This window comes from Citrobacter sp. Colony219, assembly GCF_019382635.1.
GTDB classification, from domain to species: domain Bacteria; phylum Pseudomonadota; class Gammaproteobacteria; order Enterobacterales; family Enterobacteriaceae; genus Citrobacter; species Citrobacter youngae.
On the sequence record NZ_CP080033.1, the window covers coordinates 1,932,172 to 1,951,581 of the forward strand.

The window sequence follows — 19,410 nt, forward strand, 5'->3', positions numbered from 1 at the left end:
AAGCCTGAAACCTGGAGAGCCGTTTTTGAGCCAGGAATACACTGAAGACAAAGACGTCACATTGACGAAGTTAAGCAGCGGGCGCCGACTTCTGGAAGCGTTGCTGATTCTTATTGCCCTTTTTGCCGTCTGGTTGATGGCAGCATTACTCAGCTTTAACCCTTCGGACCCCAGTTGGTCGCAAACCGCATGGCACGAGCCTATCCATAATCTGGGCGGAATACCCGGAGCATGGCTGGCGGATACGCTGTTCTTCATTTTTGGTGTCATGGCTTACACTATCCCCGTGATAATCGTCGGTGGCTGCTGGTTTGCCTGGCGACATCAGGCCAGCGACGAATACGTCGATTACTTCGCCGTATCGCTGCGTATTATTGGCGTTCTGGCGCTGATCCTCACCTCTTGCGGGCTTGCCGCAATCAATGCCGATGACATCTGGTATTTTGCCTCTGGCGGCGTTATTGGCAGCCTGCTCAGTACTACGCTGCAACCCCTGCTGCACAGCAGTGGCGGTACGCTTGCGCTGTTATGTATCTGGGCCGCGGGTTTAACGCTGTTTACTGGCTGGTCATGGGTGAGCATTGCCGAAAAACTGGGTGGCTGGTTACTGAATATTCTGACTTTTGCCAGCAATCGTACTCGTCGCGATGATACCTGGGTCGATGACGAAGAATATGAAGATGATGAAGAGTCGGTCGACGCCGTTGATGGCACCCCACATGAATCCCGACGGACACGTATTCTGCGCGGAGCGTTAGCGCGCCGTAAACGGCTGGCAGAGAAGTTTACCAATCCACTTGGGCGTCACACTGATGCCGCGCTGTTCTCCGGCAAGCGCATGGATGATGAAGACGAAATTGAATACAGCGCGCGTGGCGTTGTAGCCGATCCTGATGATGTGTTGTTCTCTGGCAATCGTGCCACATTGCCTGAATACGATGAATTCGACCCGCTATTAAACGGCCATTCAGTGACTGAGCCGGTCACCGTGGCGGCGGCCGCCACTGCCACTGCGACAACTCAGGCCTGGAGTGCGCCAGTCGACCCGCTGTTGCAACCTGCGTCAGTACCGGGAACCGTTTTAGAGCAACCCACTCCTGCAGTGGCATGGCAATCCGCACCGGCTCCGCAAACCGGTGAAGCGGTTATCGCGCCAGCGCCGGAAGGTTACCCACAGCCCGTTCAGTACGCGCAGCCGCCGGTTCAGCCTTATGAACCCTGGCAGCAACCTGCCCCGGTTGAACCGCAGATGCCATATTCTGTACCGCCAGTTGCCGAAGCTGGCTATGAACAGCCGACGATGCCGCAACCGGCAATGCCGTGGCAAGCACCTGAGCCAGTGGTGGAGCCCGCCTGGCAACCAGAACCGGTTTACCAGCAGAGTGCGCCGCTTGAACCGCAGCCTGTCTATCAGCAAGACACCGTGCAGCAACAACCCGTGGTTCATCAGCAGCCCGTGGTGGAACAGCCGTCGGTTGCCGAGCCTGAGCCTGTCGTTGAAGAGGTGAAGCCAGCACGTCCACCGCTCTACTATTTTGAAGAAGTGGAAGAAAAACGCGCGCGTGAGCGTGAGCAGCTAGCTGCCTGGTATCAGCCGATTCCAGAACCCGTGCAAGAGCCTGAGCGGGTGAAACCCGCTGCACCGTCTATGCCAACAGCATCCATACCTCCCGTTGAGTCTGTTGCTGCCGTTGCGCCGCTGGCCGCAGGCGTAAAAAGTGCCGCTTTGGGAGCGGGAGCCGCTGCCGCAGCGCCTGTCTTTAGCCTTGCGGGTGGTGGTGCGCCGCGTCCGCAGGTGAAAGAGGGAATTGGCCCTCAACTGCCGCGCCCTAATCGTGTGCGTGTCCCGACACGCCGTGAGTTGGCTTCATATGGCATTAAGTTGCCGTCACAACGTATGGCGGAAGAGAAAGCGCGCGAAGAGCAGCTTGATTCGGACGCGCAATACAGTGACGATGAAATTGATGCAATGCAGCAGGATGAGCTGGCGCGTCAGTTTGCCCAGTCGCAGCAGCACCGCTATGGCGAAGAGTATCAGGATGATACCAATCACACTGATGACGAAGATTCAGCCGCAGAAGCGGAACTGGCGCGTCAGTTCGCTTCTTCCCAACAGCAACGTTATTCCGGCGCACAGCCTGCCGGGGCGAATCCATTCTCGCTTGATGATTTTGAATTCTCACCAATGAAAGCGTTAGTGGATGAGGGGCCGCATGAGCCGCTGTTTACCCCCAGCGTGATGCCGGAACCTGCGCCACAGTATCAACAGCCTGTTGCACCGCAGCAGCATTATCAGCAGCCGCCGCAGCCTGTYGCACCGCAGCAGCAYTATCAGCAGCCGCCGCAGCCTGTYGCACCGCAGCAGCAYTATCAGCAGCCRCCGCAGCCTGTYGCACCGCAGCAGCACTATCAGCAGCCGCCACAGCCTGTCACACCGCCGCCGCAGGAAAGCCTGATCCATCCGTTATTGATGCGTAATGGCGACAGTCGCCCTGTACAGCGTCCGACGACACTGCTGCCATCGCTGGATCTGCTCACCCCACCACCGGCGGAAGTTGAGCCAATAGATACATTCGCGCTGGAGCAAATGGCGCGTCTGGTGGAAGCGCGCCTGGCTGATTTCCGTATTAAAGCCGATGTGGTGAACTACTCGCCCGGACCGGTGATTACCCGTTTTGAGCTAAATCTGGCACCGGGTGTTAAAGCTGCGCGTATTTCTAACCTTTCCCGAGATCTGGCGCGCTCGCTATCAACCGCAGCAGTTCGTGTAGTGGAGGTTATTCCAGGTAAACCGTATGTCGGACTGGAGTTACCGAACAAAAAACGCCAGACCGTCTATCTGCGTGAAGTACTGGATAACGCGAAATTCCGTGATAATCCGTCACCGCTTACTGTCGTTCTCGGCAAGGACATTGCTGGTGAACCTGTGACTGCCGATTTGGCCAAGATGCCGCATCTGTTGGTGGCAGGTACCACGGGGTCGGGTAAATCTGTTGGGGTCAACGCCATGATCCTCAGCATGCTCTACAAGGCGCAGCCGGAAGATGTTCGCTTTATCATGATCGACCCGAAAATGCTCGAGCTGTCGGTTTATGAAGGTATCCCGCATCTGCTGACTGAAGTCGTTACGGATATGAAAGACGCAGCCAATGCCTTGCGCTGGAGCGTTAATGAAATGGAACGCCGCTATAAGCTGATGTCAGCGCTGGGAGTGCGTAACCTTGCGGGCTACAACGAGAAGATTGCGGAAGCAGATCGTATGGGACGTCCAATCCCGGATCCGTACTGGAAACCAGGCGATAGCATGGATGTCACCCATCCGGTGCTGAAAAAAGAGCCGTATATTGTGGTTCTGGTCGATGAATTTGCTGACCTGATGATGACTGTCGGTAAAAAAGTGGAAGAACTGATTGCCCGTCTGGCGCAAAAAGCGCGTGCGGCAGGTATCCACCTGGTGCTGGCAACCCAGCGTCCTTCGGTTGACGTTATCACTGGGCTTATCAAAGCAAATATCCCGACGCGTATAGCGTTTACTGTGTCGAGTAAGATTGACTCTCGTACCATTCTTGATCAGGGGGGGGCTGAATCCCTGCTAGGCATGGGTGATATGCTCTATTCTGCGCCAAACTCAACGATTCCAGTGCGTGTACATGGTGCTTTTGTGCGCGATGAGGAAGTTCACGCGGTCGTGCAGGACTGGAAAGCGCGTGGTCGTCCACAGTACGTGGAAGGCATCACCTCAGACACCGAGAGTGAAGGTGGTGGTGGTGGTTTTGACGGTGGGGAAGAGCTGGATCCGCTGTTCGATCAGGCGGTGAATTTTGTTACCCAGAAGCGCAAAGCCTCCATCTCAGGCGTCCAGCGCCAGTTCCGCATTGGCTATAACCGTGCGGCGCGCATCATTGAACAGATGGAAGCGCAGGGAATTGTCAGTGAGCAGGGACATAATGGCAATCGTGAAGTGCTGGCTCCACCGCCCTTTGATTGATTGCAAAGTTAAGTAATTCAGTATTTTCTACTTTCCTCATGCTGATTTTTGGCCTGAAATGGATAGCAGAAGGAGCTCCCCGTTGGGAGTGACGTATTTTGAGGAATAACGATGAAAAGAATCGCAATCACCTGTGCATTACTGTCGAGCTTTGTGGTGAGCAGCGTTTGGGCTGACGCCGCCAGCGACCTGAAAAGCCGTCTGGATAAAGTCAGCAGCTTCCACGCCAGTTTTACCCAGAAGGTAACGGATGGTAGCGGCGCAGCGGTGCAGGAAGGCCAGGGTGATTTATGGGTTAAACGTCCGAATCTGTTTAACTGGCATATGACACAGCCTGACGAAAGCATCCTGGTTTCCGATGGGAAAACGCTGTGGTTCTTTAACCCGTTTGTTGAACAGGCGACGGCGACCTGGCTGAAAGACGCCACGGGCAATACGCCGTTCATGCTGATCGCGCGTAACCAGGCCAGCGACTGGCAGCAGTACAACATTAAGCAAAACGGCGATGATTTCGTGCTGACACCTAAAACCAGCAGCGGTAACCTGAAGCAGTTTACGATCAATGTTGGGCGTGACGGGACGATCCACCAGTTTAGCGCCGTTGAACAAGACGATCAGCGCAGCAGCTATCAGCTGAAATCTCAGCAGAATGGTGCGATCGAACCTTCCAAATTCACCTTTACCCCGCCGCAAGGTGTAACGGTTGACGATCAACGTAAGTAGAGGCGTGTGAGTGAGCAATCTGTCGCTCGACTTTTCTGATAATACTTTTCAGCCACTGGCCGCGCGTATGCGGCCAGAAAATTTAGCGCAGTATATCGGCCAGCAGCATCTGCTGGCTGCGGGCAAACCTTTGCCACGTGCTATTGAGGCCGGGCACCTGCACTCCATGATTTTATGGGGGCCGCCGGGGACGGGCAAAACCACGCTTGCCGAAGTGATTGCCCGTTACGCCAACGCCGATGTTGAACGTATTTCGGCGGTTACGTCTGGTGTAAAAGAAATTCGTGAAGCGATTGAGCGTGCGCGTCAGAACCGTAACGCTGGCCGGCGTACGATCCTGTTTGTGGACGAAGTTCACCGTTTTAATAAAAGCCAACAGGATGCGTTTTTACCGCATATTGAAGACGGTACCATCACGTTTATTGGCGCGACCACTGAAAACCCCTCGTTTGAGCTGAACTCGGCGCTGCTGTCACGCGCACGCGTTTACTTACTGAAATCATTAACCACCGACGATATTGAACAGGTGCTGGACCAGGCGATGTCAGACAAAGCGCGGGGTTACGGCGGCCAGGATATCGTACTGCCGCCGGAGACGCGTCGGGCGATTGCCGAACTGGTTAATGGTGATGCGCGCCGGGCGCTGAATACGCTGGAAATGATGGCCGATATGGCCGAAGTTGATGATTCCGGCAAGCGCGTATTGAAAGCAGAGTTGCTCACTGAAATTGCTGGTGAACGCAGCGCGCGTTTCGATAATAAAGGCGATCGTTTTTACGATCTCATCTCCGCATTACACAAGTCAGTTCGCGGAAGCGCTCCGGATGCGGCGCTTTATTGGTATGCGCGTATCATCACCGCTGGCGGCGATCCGCTGTACGTTGCCCGTCGTTGTCTGGCGATTGCCTCTGAAGATGTAGGCAATGCCGATCCTCGCGCCATGCAGGTGGCGATTTCCGCATGGGATTGCTTTACCCGCGTGGGGCCAGCGGAAGGTGAACGCGCGATTGCTCAGGCGATTGTTTATCTGGCCTGTGCGCCGAAGAGTAATGCGGTTTACACCGCCTTTAAAGCCGCGCTGGCTGATGCCCGGGAACGTCCGGATTACGACGTGCCTGTCCACCTGCGTAATGCGCCGACGAAGCTGATGAAAGAGATGGGCTACGGTCAGGAATATCGTTACGCTCATGATGAGCCAAATGCCTATGCTGCCGGAGAAGAGTACTTCCCGCAGGAAATGGCGCAAACGCGCTATTATCACCCGACAAACAGAGGTCTTGAAGGCAAGATTGGCGAAAAGCTCGCCTGGCTCGCCGGACAGGATCAAAATAGCCCTATAAAACGCTACCGTTAGTGTTATCGTTGCGGTAATGTTGTCGATGTATCCCTGTGACCGCAGGCTGTGGTCACTTTCTCCTATTTTAATTCGATAAGCACAGGATAAGCATGCTCGATCCCAATCTGCTGCGTAATGAGCCAGACGCAGTCGCAGAAAAACTGGCAAGCCGGGGCTTTAAGCTGGATGTAGATAAGCTGCGCGCTCTTGAAGAGCGTCGTAAAGTTCTGCAGGTACAAACTGAAAACCTGCAGGCAGAGCGTAACTCTCGATCGAAATCCATCGGCCAGGCAAAAGCGCGCGGGGAAGATATCGAGTCTTTACGTCTGGAAGTGAACAAACTGGGCGAAGAGCTGGATGCCGCGAAAGCTGAACTTGATACCTTACAGGCCGAGATCCGCGATATTGCGCTGACCATTCCTAACCTGCCAGCGGACGAAGTTCCGGTGGGTAAAGATGAAAATGACAACGTTGAAGTCAGCCGCTGGGGTACACCGCGCGAGTTCGATTTCGAAGTGCGCGATCACGTTACCTTGGGTGAAATGCACACGGGTCTTGATTTCGCCGCTGCGGTTAAACTGACCGGCTCTCGTTTTGTTGTCATGAAAGGGCAGATCGCGCGTATGCACCGTGCGCTGTCTCAGTTTATGCTGGATCTGCACACTGAGCAGCATGGTTACAGCGAAAACTACGTCCCGTATCTGGTTAACCATGACACGCTGTACGGCACTGGCCAACTGCCGAAATTTGCTGGTGACTTGTTCCATACGCGTCCGCTGGATGAAGAAGCTGACAGCAGCAACTATGCGCTGATCCCAACGGCGGAAGTGCCGCTGACCAACCTGGTACGCGACGAAATCATCGACGAAGATGCGCTGCCGATCAAAATGACTGCGCATACGCCGTGCTTCCGTTCCGAAGCGGGTTCTTACGGTCGTGACACTCGTGGTCTGATCCGTATGCACCAGTTCGATAAAGTCGAGATGGTGCAGATTGTTCGTCCGGAAGATTCGATGGACGCGCTGGAAGAGATGACCGGCCATGCTGAGAAGGTCCTGCAACTGCTGGGGCTGCCGTATCGCAAGATCATCCTGTGCACAGGCGACATGGGCTTCGGCGCATGCAAAACCTACGATCTGGAAGTGTGGATCCCTGCACAGAATACCTATCGTGAAATTTCCTCCTGCTCCAATGTGTGGGATTTCCAGGCTCGTCGCATGCAGGCGCGTTGTCGTAGCAAATCTGACAAGAAAACACGTTTAGTGCATACACTGAACGGCTCTGGTCTGGCAGTGGGACGTACGCTGGTTGCCGTTATGGAAAACTACCAGCAAGCTGATGGCCGTATTCAGGTACCGGAAGTATTACGTCCGTACATGAATGGTCTGGAATTCATCGGTTAAGTCATTTTTCCTTGCTAAAAAAGCGCCTCAGGGCGCTTTTTTTACGCCCGTTTGATGCCGGACAATAACCCTTACTCCATTAGTGGTAATACTGCCTTCGAATGAAAGTCAGTATTTATCTCTGTCTTTGCATAAATTCGATATATAACGGTCTGTATAACGATAGTATCGATATATAAACGACTATACAACGAACATTCCCTTTTTGTTTATTGTGAGCAGCAGAGTGAGCCACTATGAAAACTAAGATCCCCGATGCCGTACTGGCAGCTGAGGTTAGTCGCCGCGGTCTGGTGAAAACGACGGCGATAGGCGGACTGGCGGTGGCCAGTAGCGCGTTTACCCTGCCATTTACCCGTATCGCAAATGCCGCAGAAGCCCTCAATCCAACACAGATTAATGAGAAAGTGATCTGGAGCGCGTGTACGGTGAACTGTGGTAGCCGCTGTCCGCTGCGTATGCATGTGGTAGACGGTGAAATAAAGTATGTCGAAACCGACAACACCGGTGATGACAACTATGACGGTCTGCACCAGGTACGCGCCTGTCTGCGTGGGCGCTCTATGCGCCGTCGCGTCTATAATCCCGATCGTCTGAAATACCCAATGAAGCGTGTCGGCAAACGCGGCGAAGGTAAATTTGAGCGCATCAGTTGGGATGAAGCCTACGATATCATCGCCAGCAATATGCAGCGTCTGATTAAAGACTACGGTAACGAGTCTATCTATCTGAACTACGGTACCGGCACGCTGGGCGGCACGATGACGCGCTCATGGCCGCCGGGTAAAACGCTGGTGGCACGTTTAATGAACTGTTGCGGCGGTTACCTGAACCACTATGGGGATTATTCTTCTGCGCAAATCGCGGCAGGACTGAACTATACCTATGGCGGATGGGCTGACGGTAACAGCCCGTCTGACATTGAAAACAGTAAGCTCGTTGTCCTGTTTGGTAATAACCCAGGCGAAACTCGTATGAGCGGTGGTGGGGTGACCTACTACCTTGAACAGGCGCGGCAGAAATCTAATGCCCGCATGATCATAATCGATCCCCGCTACACGGATACCGGTGCGGGTCGTGAAGATGAATGGATTCCCATTCGACCGGGTACAGATGCAGCGCTGGTTAACGGTATTGCCTATGTACTGATCAGCGAGAATATGGTTGATCAACCGTTCCTCGATAAGTACTGCGTGGGCTATGACGAAAAAACTCTCCCGGCGGGCGCGCCGAAGAACGGTCATTATAAGGCGTATATTCTCGGTCAGGGTAAAGACGGTATCGCGAAGACCCCGGAATGGGCTGCGCAGATAACCGGTATTCCTGCTGAACGAATTGTTAAGTTGGCGCGTGAAATTGGTAGCGCGAAACCCGCCTACATTAGCCAGGGTTGGGGGCCGCAGCGTCACGCCAACGGTGAGATTGCGACCCGTGCCATTTCGATGTTGGCCATTCTCACCGGCAACGTTGGTATTAACGGCGGCAACAGCGGTGCACGTGAGGGATCATACGATTTACCGTTTGAGCGTATGCCAACGCTGGAAAACCCCGTCGAAACCAGTATCTCAATGTTTATGTGGACGGATGCGATTGAGCGTGGTCCGGAAATGACGGCGCTGCGCGACGGTGTTCGTGGTAAGGATAAGCTCGATGTTCCGATTAAGATGATCTGGAACTATGCCGGTAACTGCTTGATTAACCAGCACTCTGATATCAACCGCACGCATGAAATCCTGCAGGATGATAAGAAGTGTGAAATGATCGTCGTTATTGATTGTCATATGACCTCCTCGGCGAAATATGCCGATATTCTGCTGCCGGACTGCACGGCCTCTGAGCAGATGGACTTCGCGCTGGATGCATCTTGCGGGAATATGTCCTACGTGATTTTCACCGATCAGGCGATCAAACCACGCTTTGAATGCAAGACTATCTACCAAATGACCAGCGAGCTGGCGAAACGCCTTGGCGTCGAGCAACAGTTCACGGAAGGCCGTACTCAGGAAGAGTGGATGCGTCATCTGTATGAACAGTCGCGCAAGGCTATACCGGAACTGCCGACATTTGAAGAGTTCCGTAAGCAGGGCATCTTTAAGCAGCGTGATCCTGAAGGACATCACGTGGCGTATAAAGCATTTCGTGAGGACCCCAAAGCCAATCCGCTTACCACGCCGTCAGGTAAGATTGAAATTTATTCTCAAGCGCTGGCAGAAATCGCTGCAACCTGGGAACTGCCGGAAGGCGATGTGATCGATCCATTACCGATTTATACACCGGGCTTTGAAAGCTTAAACGATCCACTGGTGGAAAAATTCCCTCTGCAATTAACGGGCTTCCATTATAAATCTCGCGTCCACTCGACCTATGGCAACGTTGACGTTCTGAAAGCGTCCTGTCGCCAGGAAATGTGGATTAACCCGATGGATGCACAACGACGTGGTATTAACAACGGTGACAAGGTACGTATCTTTAACGACCGTGGCGAAGTGCATATTGAGGCTAAAGTTACCCCACGTATGATGCCTGGCGTTGTAGCGCTGGGTGAGGGCGCCTGGTATGACCCGGATGTGAAACGTGTGGATCAGGGCGGTTGTATTAACGTGCTGACGACCCAGCGACCTTCTCCTCTCGCTAAGGGGAACCCATCACATACGAACCTTGTTCAGGTTGAAAAGGTGTAAGGAGTAACCGATGACAACCCAGTATGGATTTTTTATTGATTCCAGCCGTTGCACCGGTTGCAAAACTTGCGAACTGGCCTGCAAAGACTTCAAAAATTTAACGCCTGACGTCAGTTTCCGCCGTATTTACGAATACGCCGGTGGTGACTGGCAGGAAGATAACGGTGTCTGGCACCAGAACGTTTTCGCCTACTACCTCTCCATTGCGTGCAACCACTGTGAAGACCCGGCCTGTACCAAGGTGTGTCCAAGCGGCGCGATGCACAAACGTGAAGATGGTTTTGTGGTCGTGGATGAAGATGTGTGCATTGGCTGTCGCTATTGCCACATGGCCTGCCCGTATGGCGCGCCGCAATACAATGCCGCCAAAGGACACATGACCAAGTGCGATGGCTGTCATGAACGCGTTGCTGAGGGTAAGAAACCCATCTGTGTCGAATCCTGCCCGTTGCGTGCGCTGGACTTCGGCCCGATAGAGGAACTGCGTAAAAAACACGGCACCCTGGCCGCGGTTGCGCCGCTCCCTGGCGCGCACTTTACCAAACCGAGCATCGTCATCAAACCAAATGCCAATAGCCGCCCGACCGGGGATACCACGGGTTATCTGGCTAATCCGAAGGAGGTGTAAGATGGGAAGTGGATGGCATGAATGGCCGCTGATGATCTTCACTGTTTTCGGGCAGTGTGTTGTGGGTGGCTTTATCGTTCTGGCGCTGGCGCTGATGAAAGGGGACTTACGCCCTGATTCACAACAGCGTGTGATTGCCTGCATGTTTGGCCTGTGGGTATTGATGGGCATCGGTTTTATTGCTTCCATGCTTCATCTGGGCTCACCGATGCGGGCGTTTAACTCCCTCAACCGTGTCGGTTCTTCCGCGCTAAGTAACGAAATCGCCAGCGGCTCGATCTTCTTTGCCGTTGGTGGTATTGGCTGGTTACTGGCGGTGTTGAAAAAAATGTCACCAGCATTACGCAATCTGTGGTTAGTTCTCACCATGGTGCTGGGCGTAGTTTTTGTCTGGATGATGGTGCGCGTATATAACACTATTGATACGGTGCCTACCTGGTATAGTGTCTGGACGCCGGTTGGGTTCTTCCTGACGTTGTTCATGGGAGGTCCGCTGCTGGGATATCTGCTATTACGCGTTGCCGGAATTGACGGCTGGGCTATGCGACTGCTGCCTGCTATTTCAGTGCTTGCTCTGGTTGTGAGCGGCATCATGTCCGTGATGCAGGGTGCCGAGCTGGCGACAATCCACAGCTCAATTCAGCAGGCATCTGCGCTGGTGCCCGATTACGGTTCGCTGATGGCATGGCGGATTGTGGCACTGGCTTTAGCGTTGTGCTGCTGGATTGTTCCGCAGGTGAAAGGTTACCAGCCGGCAATACCACTGCTTTCCGTCGCGTTTATTCTGCTGTTAGTCGGTGAGCTGATTGGCCGCGGCGTGTTCTATGGTCTGCATATGACGGTCGGCATGGCGGTCGCCAGCTAACCTGAAAATGCCGAATGGCATCGCGCTTGTCCGGCCTACACATTACAGTACTGAACGTGTAGGTCGGATAAGGCGTTAATATGGTCATCCCACAAATAAAAGATGCCTATTATCCATGAATTTTTTCGACTGAACGTAGCGGGGCAATTTTGTTTTAGATCAATTAAAACAAATAGATGTATTTTCCCATTTTTTATCAATCCGCATTAAGAATCAGTAATACGAATCGATCCCCCTGAAAGCGCCTCAGGCCCCTGATTGCGCCGATTGACAATGTTTTTTGCAGTGGCATGATGCGCATGAAATTTGAACTTCCTCACGGTTTTTATTCATGTCCACCTATACCCGTCCCGTTATGCTATTGCTGTGCGGGCTGCTTCTGTTGACCCTGGCGATCGCCGTGTTAAACACGCTCGTCCCGCTTTGGCTCGCCCATGAAAATCTGCCAACCTGGCAGGTAGGAGTGGTCAGTTCGTCCTATTTCACCGGAAATCTGGTTGGGACGTTACTGACCGGGTACTTAATTAAACACCTCGGTTTTAACCGCAGCTATTACATAGCCTCGCTTATTTTTGCTGCGGGCTGTGTCGGACTGGGCGTCATGGTAGGTTTTTGGAGCTGGATGACCTGGCGTTTTATTGCGGGTATCGGTTGTGCCATGATCTGGGTGGTGGTGGAAAGTGCGTTGATGTGCAGCGGGACGTCGCGTAACCGTGGACGCTTACTTGCCGCCTATATGATGGTCTATTACGTAGGGACGTTTTTAGGACAATTATTGGTCAGTAAAGTCTCGACAGAATTAATGAATGTTCTGCCGTGGGTGACCGGCACTATCCTTGCCGGAGTATTACCGTTGCTCTTTACCCGCATTGTGAATCAGCAGGGTGATGAACAACAGTCAACCCCCATTGTCTCTATGCTGAAGCTTCGCCAGGCGCGTCTGGGCGTGAATGGCTGCATTATTTCCGGGATTGTGCTGGGGTCGCTGTATGGCCTGATGCCGCTGTACCTCAACCATCAGGGTGTCAGCAATGCCAGCATTGGTTTCTGGATGGCGGTACTGGTCAGTGCAGGTATTCTGGGACAATGGCCAATTGGTCGTCTGGCCGATAAGTTAGGTCGCTTGCTGGTTTTGCGCGTTCAGGTCTTTGTGGTGATCGTCGGGAGTATCGCTATGCTGAATCAGGCGGCAATGGCACCTGCATTGTTTATGCTGGGCGCGGCAGGTTTCACCCTTTATCCGGTTGCGATGGCCTGGGCCTGCGAGAAAGTAGAACATCATCAGTTGGTCGCTATGAACCAGGCATTGTTATTAAGCTATACCGTGGGTAGCCTGCTTGGGCCGTCATTTACCGCCATGCTGATGCAAAATTATTCTGACAGTTTACTGTTTATCATGATTGCCGGCGTATCGTTTATTTATTTACTGATGCTGCTGCGTAAGACAGGGCATACACCGAATTCTGTGGCGCATATCTGATTTGATTTAACAGGATAAAAACAGGTTCCCATACATGTTGTTTATGTATACTTTATGGGAGCCTGTTTTATTTAATCATCGCTATTCTTTCCTGAAAATAAAATGTGCAGAAGATTATAGTTTTACATTCTGCCATTTCCGCTTGGCCATTTTACCGCGCATAATCCCTCGCTTCATTTATTGATTATCAAAAATAGCGTCTACGAAGGATCGCCAATGGCAAGTGTGCAGGAAAAACAATTGCGGTGGTACAACATCGCATTGATGTCTTTTATTACCGTATGGGGATTCGGCAACGTTGTAAACAACTATGCTAATCAGGGATTGGTGGTTGTTTCTTCATGGATATTTATTTTCGCCCTCTATTTTATCCCTTATGCACTGATTGTCGGACAACTTGGCTCCACGTTTAAAGACGGTAAGGGTGGGGTTAGTACATGGATTAAACACACAATGGGACCGGGACTGGCTTATCTCGCAGCGTGGACCTATTGGGTGGTGCATATCCCTTATCTGGCGCAAAAGCCACAGGCTATTCTGATTGCGCTGGGATGGGCTCTGAAAGGCGATGGTTCGCTGATTAAAGAGTATACCGTGGTGGCGTTGCAGGGGCTGACGTTAGCGCTGTTTGTCTTTTTCATGTGGGTTGCATCCCGTGGCATGAAATCGCTTAAAATCGTTGGATCGGTTGCGGGGATCGCGATGTTTGTGATGTCCATTCTGTATGTCGTAATGGCCGTCACCGCCCCGGCGATTACTGATGTGCAAATCGCCACAACCAATATCACCTGGGAATCTTTTATCCCGCACATCGATTTTACCTATATCACAACGATCTCGATGCTGGTCTTTGCGGTCGGTGGCGCGGAGAAAATCTCTCCATACGTTAACCAGACGCGTAACCCTGGCAAAGAGTTCCCGAAAGGGATGTTAGTTCTGGCGGTTATGGTGGCGGTGTGCGCGATCCTGGGTTCTCTGGTAATGGGGATGATGTTTGACTCTCAGCATATTCCTGATGACTTAATGACTAATGGCCAGTATTACGCTTTCCAGAAACTCGGGGAGTATTACGGCATGGGTAACACATTGATGGTTATTTATGCAGTTGCCAACACGTTAGGTCAAATTGCGGCTTTGGTGTTTTCTATTGATGCTCCGCTTAAAGTTTTACTGGGCGATGCTGATCGCAAATATATCCCTGAAAGCCTGTGTAAAACCAATGCCTCTGGTACACCGGTGAATGGCTATATTCTGACACTGGTGCTGGTGGCCATTTTGATTATGTTGCCAACGCTGGGTATCGGAGACATGAACAATTTGTATAAATGGCTACTGAATTTGAATTCAGTGGTGATGCCTCTGCGCTATCTGTGGGTGTTTGTGGCATTTATTGCCGTTATTCGTTTGGCGCAGAAATATAAACCGGAATATGTCTTCATTCGTAACCGCTCTCTGGCGATGACGGTGGGAATTTGGTGTTTTGCGTTTACTGCGTTTGCTTGCCTCACGGGGATCTTTCCGAAAATGGAAGCCTTTACTCCAGAGTGGACATTCCAGCTCACGTTGAACATTGTGACGCCGTTTGTGCTGGTTGGGCTGGGATTGATTTTCCCGCTGCTGGCAAGAAGAGGGCGTTAAGGGGAAATGGGGTGGGTAACAGGCTCGTTACCCACCACAAAGCTTAGTACATCACTTTGTGACCATACTGCTCAAGGATACCTTTCACGCGCTCCATGGTCTCTTTTTTCGGCGGCTTCACGCCGTCGAGTTTGTACTCTTCACCCATTGCCACCCATTTGTGTTTGCCAAGTTCGTGGTATGGCAGCAGTTCAATTTTTTCGACATTGCCCATATCACGGGTAAACTCGCCCAAACGGTGTGCTGAATCATCATCATCGGACCAGCCAGGCACGACAACGTAGCGGATCCACACTTTGATGTCTTTGTTAGACAGGTAACGAGCGAACTCCAGCGTACGATGGTTAGATACGCCGACCAGGTTCTGGTGGATCTCGTCGTTCATCTGTTTCAGATCGAGCATCACCAGGTCGGTGACTTCCAGCAGTTCATCAATCACTGGATCGTAACGGCGAACAAAACCGTTAGTATCAAGACAGGTATGAATCCCTTCTTTTTTACAGGCACGGAACCAGTCACGGACGAATTCAGCCTGGAGAATGGCCTCTCCGCCGGATGCCGTTACGCCACCACCGGATGCGTTCATAAAGTGACGATAGGTCACGACTTCTTTCATTAATTCATCGACGGTGACTTCTTTACCGCCGTGCGTATCCCATGTGTCACGGTTGTGGCAGTACAGGCAGCGCATCAGGCAGCCCTGGAAGAAGGTAATAAAACGGATGCCCGGGCCATCTACAGTGCCACAGGATTCAAAGGAGTGAATGCGACCAATAACTGACATTGCGGTGTTTCTCCAGGTGTGGCCCATCCGGGGCCAGTGTTAGTGCACAGTTATTAACTGTGTCGAGTCTGTTTTGGCTGTTATCCATACTTTTTGTCTTTCAAGCTGCATCTTTGTTAGCTTCCTTCGCTCACCCCAGTCACGTACTTCTGTACGTTCCAGGGGATTCACTCCGTTGCTGCCTCAATGCAACTCGAAATCCATCGAGTATATAAGTATAGATAGCTGACAAAGCAGGCTATTAAAAAGGCCCCACTTACGTGGAGCCTTTATTGTACGCTTTTTAAAGTACGATTTCAGTCAAAACCAATTACATGGTCTGAGTGAAGGTACGAGTAATAACGTCCTGCTGCTGTTCTTTAGTCAGGGAGTTAAAACGTACTGCGTAGCCAGAAACACGGATGGTCAGCTGCGGATATTTTTCCGGATGTTCCATCGCGTCCAGCAGCATTTCACGGTTCATGACGTTCACGTTCAGGTGCTGACCACCTTCGATGGACGCTTCGTGGTGGAAGTAACCATCCATCAGACCAGCCAGGTTGGTCTTACGAACTTCGTCGTCTTTACCCAGCGCGTTCGGAACGATAGAGAAGGTGTAAGAGATACCATCTTTAGCGTAAGCAAACGGCAGTTTAGCAACGGAGGTCAGAGAGGCAACAGCACCTTTCTGGTCACGACCGTGCATTGGGTTAGCACCCGGTCCGAACGGCGCGCCAGCACGGCGACCATCTGGGGTGTTACCAGTTTTCTTACCATAAACCACGTTAGAGGTGATGGTCAGAACAGACTGAGTCGGGATAGCGTTACGATAAGTAGTCAGTTTCTGAATTTTCTTCATGAAACGTTCTACCAGGTCAACCGCCATGTCATCAACGCGAGAGTCGTTGTTACCAAACTGCGGGTATTCGCCTTCGATTTCGAAGTCGATAGCCAGACCGTCTTCGTCACGAATCGGTTTAACTTTCGCATATTTGATTGCAGACAGGGAGTCAGCAGCAACGGACAGACCAGCGATACCACACGCCATGGTGCGGATAACGTCACGGTCGTGCAGCGCCATCAGAGAGGCTTCGTAGCTGTACTTGTCGTGCATGTAGTGAATAACGTTCAGTGCAGTGACGTACTGTTTAGCCAGCCAGTCCATGAAGTGATCCATGCGGTCCATAACTTCGTCGAAGTTCAGAACGTCGCCTTTGATCGGTTCAGATTTAGGACCAACCTGCATTTTCAGTTTTTCATCAACGCCACCGTTGATTGCGTACAGCATGGTTTTCGCCAGGTTTGCACGCGCACCGAAGAACTGCATTTGTTTACCAACAACCATCGGGCTTACGCAGCAAGCGATAGCGTAGTCGTCGTTGTTGAAGTCCGGACGCATCAGGTCATCGTTCTCGTACTGCAGAGAAGAGGTGTCGATGGACACTTTAGCGGCGAATTTCTTGAAGTTCAGAGGCAGTTTTTCAGACCACAGAACAGTGATGTTCGGCTCCGGAGAAGGACCCATGGTGTACAGGGTGTTCAGGAAGCGGAAGCTGTTTTTGGTAACCAGAGTACGGCCATCAACGCCCATACCGCCGATTGATTCAGTTGCCCAAATCGGGTCACCGGAGAACAGTTCATCATATTCAGGAGTACGCAGGAAGCGAACCATACGCAGTTTCATGACCAGGTGGTCGATCATTTCCTGTGCGTCTTGCTCGGTGATTTTGCCTGCTTTGATATCACGTTCGATGTAAGCATCCAGGAAGGTGGATACGCGACCGAAGGACATTGCTGCGCCGTTCTGAGATTTAACCGCGGCCAGGTAGCCGAAGTAAGTCCACTGGATAGCTTCCTGAGCGTTGGTAGCCGGACCAGAGATATCGCAGCCATATTTAGCAGCCATTTCTTTGATCTGACCCAGAGCGCGGTGCTGTTCAGCAATTTCTTCACGCAGACGGATAGTTGCTTCCAGGTTTACGCCATTTTCCAGATCGGACTGCAGAGAGACGAACTGAGCGTATTTGTCTTTCATCAGGTAGTCGATACCGTACAGCGCAACGCGACGGTAGTCACCGATGATACGGCCACGGCCATACGCATCTGGCAGACCAGTCAGAACACCGGATTTACGGCAGTTCAGAATGTCTTTGGTATAAACATCGAATACACCCTGGTTGTGGGTTTTACGGTATTCGGTGAAGATTTTTTTCAGCATCGGGTCCAGTTCGCGATTGTACGCTTTGCAGGAACCTTCAACCATTTTGATACCGCCAAACGGGATAATCGCACGTTTCAGCGGAGCTTCAGTTTGCAGACCAACAATTTTCTCAAGTGCTTTGTTGATGTAGCCAGCGTCGTGAGAAGTGATGGTAGAAGCAACGGAGGTGTCAAAGTCAACAGGCGCGTGAGTGCGGTTTTCCTGTTTAACGCCTTCCATTACGCTGTCCCACAGTGCAGTGGTCGCTTCAGTTGCGCCAGCCAGGAAGGACTCGTCACCCTCATACGGAGTGTAGTTTTTCTGAATGAAGTCACGGACGTTTACTTCATTCTGCCAATCACCTTTGGTAAAACCTTCCCAGGCTGTGGCTAACTTTTCATTAAGCTCGGACATGTAACACCTACCTTCTTAAGTGGATTTTTTATTTACTGCGTGTAATGAGCATCAACAGATTAATGATGATCGTTACCACGCAGATAAATGACCCAGTATGTCAACCCGACCAACAAACCGCCGCCGATAATGTTACCGATCGTAACCGGAATCAGGTTATCGGTGATGAAATTCATCACGGTCAGGTGAGAAAAATTCTCCGGAGAAGAACCGACAGCGGTCCAGAATTCCGGGGTGGCGAAATCGCGTATTACGATACCCATAGGGATCATAAACATGTTTGCGATACTGTGCTCAAAACCGCTGGCAACAAACATTGCGACCGGTAATACCATGATAAACGCTTTGTCCATCAGGCTGCGGCCAGAGTAGCTCATCCATACCGCCAGGCACACCATTAGGTTAGCCAGAATACCAAGGCTTACAGCTTCAACAAAAGTATGGTGCACTTTGTGGTCGGCAGTTTGCAGGACGTTGAGTCCCCACGCGCCGTTGGCGGTCATATACTCGCCAGAAAGCCACATGAGTAACACAAAAATCAGCGCACCAATCAGGTTACCGACATAAACGTTAAGCCAGTTCTTCGCTAACTGACCCCAGGTAATACGACCACTGGCTTTAGCGACGACAATCAGTACGGTTGAAGTGAAGAGGTCAGCGCCGCAGACAACGCAAAGGATCAGCCCCAGGGAAAAGCAGATACCACCCACCAGCTTTGCCATGCCGAAAGGCATTGTGCCGGTACCGGTTGTGGCAGTGATATAGAAAACAAAGGCAATTGAAATGAACACACCGGCAGTAATTGCCAGATAGAACGTCTTAAGCGGATGTTTCGTTGCTTTATAGACGCCTGCTTCTTCGGCAACTTTGGCCATAGCAGCAGGAAGTATAAGATCAAAAGGGTTGTCAGCTTTCACACTAACTCTCTCTTTATTAAGTCGGCGACGAGATACTAACAAAGCATTATAGATGAGAATTTGATATAGATCATATCTCGCCTGGCTTATAGGCCCGTAAGACGCATGGTTTTTATGCAATTACGGTGTAACTTGTTGATTATCCATGTAAAAATAAATTTTAAAAATTATAAAGTGAGTTGAAATTTTTCTTTATGCCTCCAGTCGGACGGTTAATTAAAATGGAGTAATTGAGATAAATAGCGATATTAATAAACCAAAAATTTTAATATCAACTACTAATATTTAACCTTGTTTTTACATTTATTTTTGAGTACACAAAAATAAAAAAACAGGGCGCTTAGAGCGCCCCGTAATATAGCCCAGACAATACG

12 protein-coding genes are annotated in these 19,410 nt (G+C 51.4%); 9 read left to right on the forward strand and 3 right to left on the reverse strand.

All coding sequences use genetic code 11. From position 1 onward, the window contains the following. Nucleotides 1-25: 25 nt before the first annotated feature. The 9 genes from ftsK (at nucleotide 26) to JTI85_RS08495 (ending at nucleotide 14,742) form a co-directional block, all read left to right on the forward strand. On the forward strand, nucleotides 26-3,988 hold the full coding sequence (gene ftsK, locus JTI85_RS08455) for a DNA translocase FtsK (RefSeq protein ID WP_219352425.1): 3,963 nt from the start codon (nucleotides 26-28) through the stop codon (nucleotides 3,986-3,988). A 111-nt stretch (nucleotides 3,989-4,099) separates the two neighbouring features. Then, on the forward strand, nucleotides 4,100-4,711 hold the full coding sequence (lolA, locus tag JTI85_RS08460) for an outer membrane lipoprotein chaperone LolA (RefSeq protein WP_003831898.1): 612 nt from the start codon (nucleotides 4,100-4,102) through the stop codon (nucleotides 4,709-4,711). 10 nt (nucleotides 4,712-4,721) lie between these two features. Then, nucleotides 4,722-6,065 carry a replication-associated recombination protein RarA gene (gene rarA, locus JTI85_RS08465; protein ID WP_048212145.1) on the forward strand — a complete coding sequence of 448 codons (1,344 nt, stop codon included), beginning with the start codon at nucleotides 4,722-4,724 and terminating at the stop codon, nucleotides 6,063-6,065. Between the two features lie 92 nt (nucleotides 6,066-6,157). Further along, nucleotides 6,158-7,450, forward strand: a complete 1,293-nt coding sequence (serS, locus tag JTI85_RS08470; protein ID WP_003836908.1) for a serine--tRNA ligase — start codon at nucleotides 6,158-6,160, stop codon at nucleotides 7,448-7,450. Between the two features lie 236 nt (nucleotides 7,451-7,686). Further along, complete coding sequence (gene dmsA / locus JTI85_RS08475) at nucleotides 7,687-10,131, forward strand: dimethylsulfoxide reductase subunit A (protein WP_121584417.1); 2,445 nt, start codon at nucleotides 7,687-7,689, stop codon at nucleotides 10,129-10,131. A 10-nt stretch (nucleotides 10,132-10,141) separates the two neighbouring features. Next, nucleotides 10,142-10,759 (forward strand): DMSO/selenate family reductase complex B subunit, encoded by a 618-nt coding sequence (locus tag JTI85_RS08480; protein ID WP_005123570.1) that lies wholly within the window; start codon nucleotides 10,142-10,144, stop codon nucleotides 10,757-10,759. A 1-nt stretch (nucleotide 10,760) separates the two neighbouring features. Further along, nucleotides 10,761-11,624 carry a dimethyl sulfoxide reductase anchor subunit family protein gene (locus JTI85_RS08485; RefSeq protein ID WP_048212144.1) on the forward strand — a complete coding sequence of 288 codons (864 nt, stop codon included), beginning with the start codon at nucleotides 10,761-10,763 and terminating at the stop codon, nucleotides 11,622-11,624. Between the two features lie 331 nt (nucleotides 11,625-11,955). After that, on the forward strand, nucleotides 11,956-13,104 hold the full coding sequence (locus tag JTI85_RS08490) for an MFS transporter (protein WP_219352426.1): 1,149 nt from the start codon (nucleotides 11,956-11,958) through the stop codon (nucleotides 13,102-13,104). A gap of 216 nt (nucleotides 13,105-13,320) precedes the next feature. Further along, nucleotides 13,321-14,742: an amino acid permease gene (locus JTI85_RS08495; RefSeq protein ID WP_219352427.1), complete on the forward strand. Its 1,422-nt coding sequence runs from the start codon at nucleotides 13,321-13,323 to the stop codon at nucleotides 14,740-14,742. A 43-nt stretch (nucleotides 14,743-14,785) separates the two neighbouring features. On the opposite strand, the gene pflA is transcribed toward JTI85_RS08495, so the two are convergent. The 3 genes from pflA to focA all read right to left on the reverse strand — a co-directional run bounded on the left by pflA (nucleotide 14,786) and on the right by focA (nucleotide 19,036). Further along, a complete protein-coding gene (gene pflA / locus JTI85_RS08500; protein WP_003035751.1) occupies nucleotides 14,786-15,526 on the reverse strand; it encodes a pyruvate formate lyase 1-activating protein in 741 nt (246 codons plus the stop codon). A gap of 310 nt (nucleotides 15,527-15,836) precedes the next feature. Beyond that, nucleotides 15,837-18,119 carry a formate C-acetyltransferase gene (gene pflB, locus JTI85_RS08505; protein WP_048212143.1) on the reverse strand — a complete coding sequence of 761 codons (2,283 nt, stop codon included), beginning with the start codon at nucleotides 18,117-18,119 and terminating at the stop codon, nucleotides 15,837-15,839. A 59-nt stretch (nucleotides 18,120-18,178) separates the two neighbouring features. After that, on the reverse strand, nucleotides 18,179-19,036 hold the full coding sequence (focA, locus tag JTI85_RS08510) for a formate transporter FocA (RefSeq protein ID WP_003831909.1): 858 nt from the start codon (nucleotides 19,034-19,036) through the stop codon (nucleotides 18,179-18,181). Between the last annotated feature and the right edge of the window lie 374 nt (nucleotides 19,037-19,410).